The sequence below is a fragment of the Psychrobacter sp. PG1 genome (assembly GCF_014897815.1).
Taxonomy (GTDB): Bacteria; Pseudomonadota; Gammaproteobacteria; order Pseudomonadales; family Moraxellaceae; genus Psychrobacter.
Genome location: NZ_JABUZG010000063.1, coordinates 1 through 4,344, shown reverse-complemented (window position 1 = coordinate 4,344; position 4,344 = coordinate 1). Strand labels below are relative to the sequence as shown.

General features: G+C 39.0%; 4 protein-coding genes and 1 pseudogene. 4 read left to right on the top strand and 1 reads right to left on the bottom strand.

Annotated features, from left to right (window positions below; genetic code table 11):
* A pseudogene (locus INT03_RS14945) lies at positions 1 to 182 on the top strand (hypothetical protein); the annotation flags it as partial.
* Positions 183 to 547: 365 nt separating this feature from the next.
* On the opposite strand, the gene INT03_RS10240 reads toward INT03_RS14945, so the two are convergent.
* Complete coding sequence (locus tag INT03_RS10240; protein WP_193008865.1) at positions 548 to 1,066, bottom strand: MarR family winged helix-turn-helix transcriptional regulator; 519 nt, start codon at positions 1,064 to 1,066, stop codon at positions 548 to 550.
* A 170-nt stretch (positions 1,067 to 1,236) separates the two neighbouring features.
* On the opposite strand from INT03_RS10240, the gene INT03_RS10235 reads away from it, so the two are divergent.
* The 3 genes from INT03_RS10235 (at position 1,237) to INT03_RS10225 (ending at position 4,313) form a co-directional block, all read left to right on the top strand.
* Positions 1,237 to 2,199, top strand: coding sequence for a DMT family transporter (locus tag INT03_RS10235; protein WP_193008864.1), 963 nt, complete (start codon positions 1,237 to 1,239; stop codon positions 2,197 to 2,199).
* A gap of 107 nt (positions 2,200 to 2,306) precedes the next feature.
* Positions 2,307 to 2,921 (top strand): nitroreductase family protein, encoded by a 615-nt coding sequence (locus INT03_RS10230; RefSeq protein ID WP_193008863.1) that lies wholly within the window; start codon positions 2,307 to 2,309, stop codon positions 2,919 to 2,921.
* A 228-nt stretch (positions 2,922 to 3,149) separates the two neighbouring features.
* Positions 3,150 to 4,313, top strand: a complete 1,164-nt coding sequence (locus INT03_RS10225) for an MFS transporter (RefSeq protein ID WP_193008862.1) — start codon at positions 3,150 to 3,152, stop codon at positions 4,311 to 4,313.
* Positions 4,314 to 4,344 lie beyond the last annotated feature (31 nt).

The following is a 4,344-nucleotide window of genomic DNA, read 5'->3' as shown; positions in this document are numbered from 1 at the left end:
GGCGTAGCTTTGATATGACTGATAGCAACTCACAGGTTAAAATATTTGAACCGCCTTTTCCAATTGAATCATTCGATTTTAAATTACTATGGCATCAACGCCGTGAGGGTGATGCGGCGCATAACTGGCTGAGGCAATTAATTATTAGTCTGCTCAATTCAGAACTTAACGAAAGAAGTTAGCAGAGCCACCTAAAATAATGACTCAATCTAACAACGTATACTTATTAGCAATCATAGCCTGCTGATCATAAATGTGTTCATAGCGCTTTCTGACCTATGCTGTTAAATATGTAGAAAATAACATTAATATTTCGATGACTGTACATTCCACTTGATCAATTTAATGAGCTGATAATTGCTGAACTGATTTAATCAGTTCGGTACCTTAGTGAGGACTTGTATATTAGGCTGTAGGCTACTGATATCTTCCGTAAGGTATGGAATTACGGTTTACTTGTAATGCACATTAATTAAGCTTTTCGAGGATAAGTTCAATTGTTTTCGATTACCTACTATTTATCTCTACATAAAGATATTTTTTATATCTAAACAATAGGCAGGTTATTCTCAATTTTCTTTAATAATAAATTGAGAATAAGTAGCTCTTCCTCACTCATATCACTCATCAAGTCATTCTCCAATTGCACGTGTGATGCGACGGCTCTATCAATCAATTCAAGACCTTTTGGGGTTAGTTTGACTAATAAGCTTCGTTTGTCCTCTGGGTTATCAATGCGCTCAATAAGTTCCTTCTTTTCTAAATGCTGTAAGCGATTGGTCATCGTACCAGAACTCACCATCATGCTATCAAATAAAACGGTTGGGCTCATTAGATATGGGGTGCCTGTGCGTCGTAATGTCGCCAACACATCAAATTCCCAATGTGATATTTTATAATTTATCTTATAGTTAGCAGATAGCTTTCGCATTAATATTACTTCTAACCGCTTTATACGCCCTATGGTCTCCATTGCTAACAAGCTATCAGTAGCAAATCCTTGGTTTTGCCACTGACTAATAATCTTCTGTACTGCATCTTCTTGTGTACACCCTTCAGTTTGCATTGATTTACTCCTCGGTATGATCAGAATATTTATGATTTTGGAGATATTAAAACTTCTATTTCTACTGAAAATTCCTCATAAGCAGTAATAATAGCAATATTATTATCTTGACATCAAGATATATAATGATATTCTGATATCAAGGCCATTTTAGGCCGTTAGGATATTATATGACTAAATTTACAGAGCGAAATGGCTCTGCTTGTAAAAGTGTATGGCTAGTTCCTTTAACTTGTCTTCTAGTTGGAGGTGCGTTACTTGGTATCTCTACCAACGTTGCAAAATATGCGGGTGAAATAGGTTTGTCTCCGCTTGCCTTTTTATTGTGGTCAATTGCTGGTGCTGCCACAATCTTGTTAGTTATTGCGTTACTACTCCATGAACTTCCACCCCTCAATAAACGCAGCTTTGAATATTACTTTATCTCTGCTTTGGTCAGCGTTGCAGGCTCTAACTTACTTTTCTTTTCCGCTATTCCCCATGTCGGTGCCGGTTTTGTAGCCCTAATCATTTCCTTACCACCGCTTCTCACCTATCTTGGGGCACTAGCATTAGGGATGGAGCGATTTCAGACTGTTCGAGCTCTTGGGGTTGCAGCTGCACTTGCCGGTGCAGGTGTCCTAGCTGCCCGTAAATTTTCTGCACCAGATGCCAGTGTGTTTTGGATTTTGATAGCACTCTGTGGCCCTGTTTTGCTCGCTATTGGTAACCTCTATCGTACATTGCGTTGGCCGGAAGGAGCGTCTCCCAATGCGCTTGCTCCAGGCATGCTTATTGCGGCTGTAGTCTTACTTGGCGCAACAAGCCTCCTACCGAACTTCTCACTGACTGTTCCACTGGGAGGTTTCCTGCCACTTGGTTTAATTACCTTACAGGCCTTCATATTCGCCGGTCAGTTTCAATTATTGTTTCTACTTCAAAAAACGGGTGGCCCGGTTTTATTAAGCTTATTAGGATCTGTTGGAGCAATTGTAGGTGTCCCTGTCGCTGTTTTTTTACAAGGTGAATCTCCACCGGACGGGCTCATTCTAGGCGCCTCTTTGATTGCACTCGGTGTAGCACTTGTTACATGGGGTGGTATGAAAATGATGACACTATCGAAACAAAAACTTGAAGTGCCTGATAAGACCTGAATTTAAAAAGTTTGATTTCCTTTGTAAGTTTATTCAATAAGCTTGACCAACCTTAATCACACGATATAAATAACATTCTATTTAACAAAATTTAAAAGGATAAAAATATGCCGCAATCCAATTCAGCCAACCTACAACAAGCCTTCACTAAACGTCGGTCCATTTATGCTTTAGGTGGCAACTTACCAGTAAAACCACAAGCAATTATTGATATTGCTGAGCGCACAATACTAAATACCCCTTCAGCCTTCAACTCACAGACGACACGTCTGGTAGTGTTGTTTGGTAAGCAGCATAAGCAGCTATGGGATATCACCGAAACCCATTTACGTAAGGCGGTTGGCAGTAACGACTTTTCAGGTAGTAAACAAAAAATGGATGTTTTTCGTGCGGCTGTGGGTACAGTTATGTTTTACGAAGATAAGGAGGTTATACAATCGTTGCAAGATAAGTTTGAGCTATATGCTGATAGATTTCCTATTTGGGCGCAGCAAACCTCAGCAATGCATCAATATGCTATGTGGCTAGAATTAAGTGCTTTAAATATTGGTGCAAATCTTCAGCATTATAATCCACTAATCAATAATGATATTGCATCAGCTTTTTCAATTCCTAAGCAGTGGGAACTGGTTGCTCAAATGCCATTTGGTAACATCGTTGAGCCAGCTGGCGAAAAAATCTATCAGTCAGCCAGTGAACGTATCAGAGTGTTTGGACTGTAGTAACAAGGCCTTAATGCTAATGTCAGTATGTTTGGACATCCTAAAGTCAGATTTTCTCGAATATATACAGTAGACAGAGCCATTAAATTTTACGATGTTTTAGATCTAAAGTGCTAGCGTATATTTGATTATTGCTTGGTACTACTGCAAAAGATAACCAATTAAAATCGTGATAATGCATCGACTCATAACTAAAAAAGACACATAACCAAGAGTGTGAGGTAGGAAATGAGTAAGTTTAGCTATAACCAATGGATATTAGCCATCATAACAATAATCGTAGGTCTTAATCTTAGGCCTATTATGGCCTCGATATCTCCGATCGTACCCGTTTTAGCAGATGCTATAGGAATCAATAATCAAACTGCTGGATTATTGACTACTTTGCCAGTTGCAATGATGGGCTGCTTTGCACTTTTAGGTCCCAGAATTCAATCTAGAGTAAGCGAGTATATAGGTATATTAGCTGGATTGTTGGCGATAGCACTTTCTTGTGGCTACCGATTTTTTGCTGACTCTACATTACTTCTACTACTGACTTCTCTCATTGGAGGTATTGGTATAGCAATCATCCAAACTCTAATGCCCGCCTATTTAAAAAGAATTGCGCCAGACAATGCTAGCGTTTTTATGGGGTTATTTACAACAGGTATTATGGCGGGGGCTGCAATATCAGCTGCTACAACCTCTCCTTTAGAAGGAGTATTTGGCTGGAATATCGCTTTATCGATTATGGCTATCCCTGCCATATTGGCAATTATACTGTTTTTCTCTGGTATGCCACATATCAAGAGCAGTAGAAACGGTTATTTACCTCTACCTATAAAATCTAAAAATGCATGGCTGTTAATGCTTTTTTTTGGCATAGGAACAGGTGCATACACATTGGTTCTAGCTTGGTTGCCACTAAGTTACACCCAGCTTGGGTGGAGTAGAGATGCTTCTGGCGCTTTACTAAGTATTTTAACGGTAGCAGAAGTAGTTTCTGGCATCTTAATTTCTATATTTATCAAAAAATACACCGATCGCCGAAAGCCATTATTTGTCACTTTATCGCTCATATTAGTTGGTTTAATATTGCTTATCTATATCCCCTCAAAGCTTGCATTTTTAACCGTTATAATTTTAGGTTTAGGGATTGGTGCTTTATTTCCTTTATCTTTAATCATAGCGCTTGATTACGCCTCTAACGCCAAGCAAGCAGTGACTTTATTAGCTTTTGTGCAAGGTGGTGGATACTTAATTGCTTCAGTATTCCCGTTCATGGCAGGTGTTTTGATTGATGCTTCAAGTGAGTTAACGGGAGCATGGATTGGAATGATTATTGGGGTTTTACTGTTATTCACTATTTGTAATAAATTCTCTCCACAAGATTTTGTGGTTCGTTATTAGGGCGTGTCTTCAATTCATCTTACAATGAACG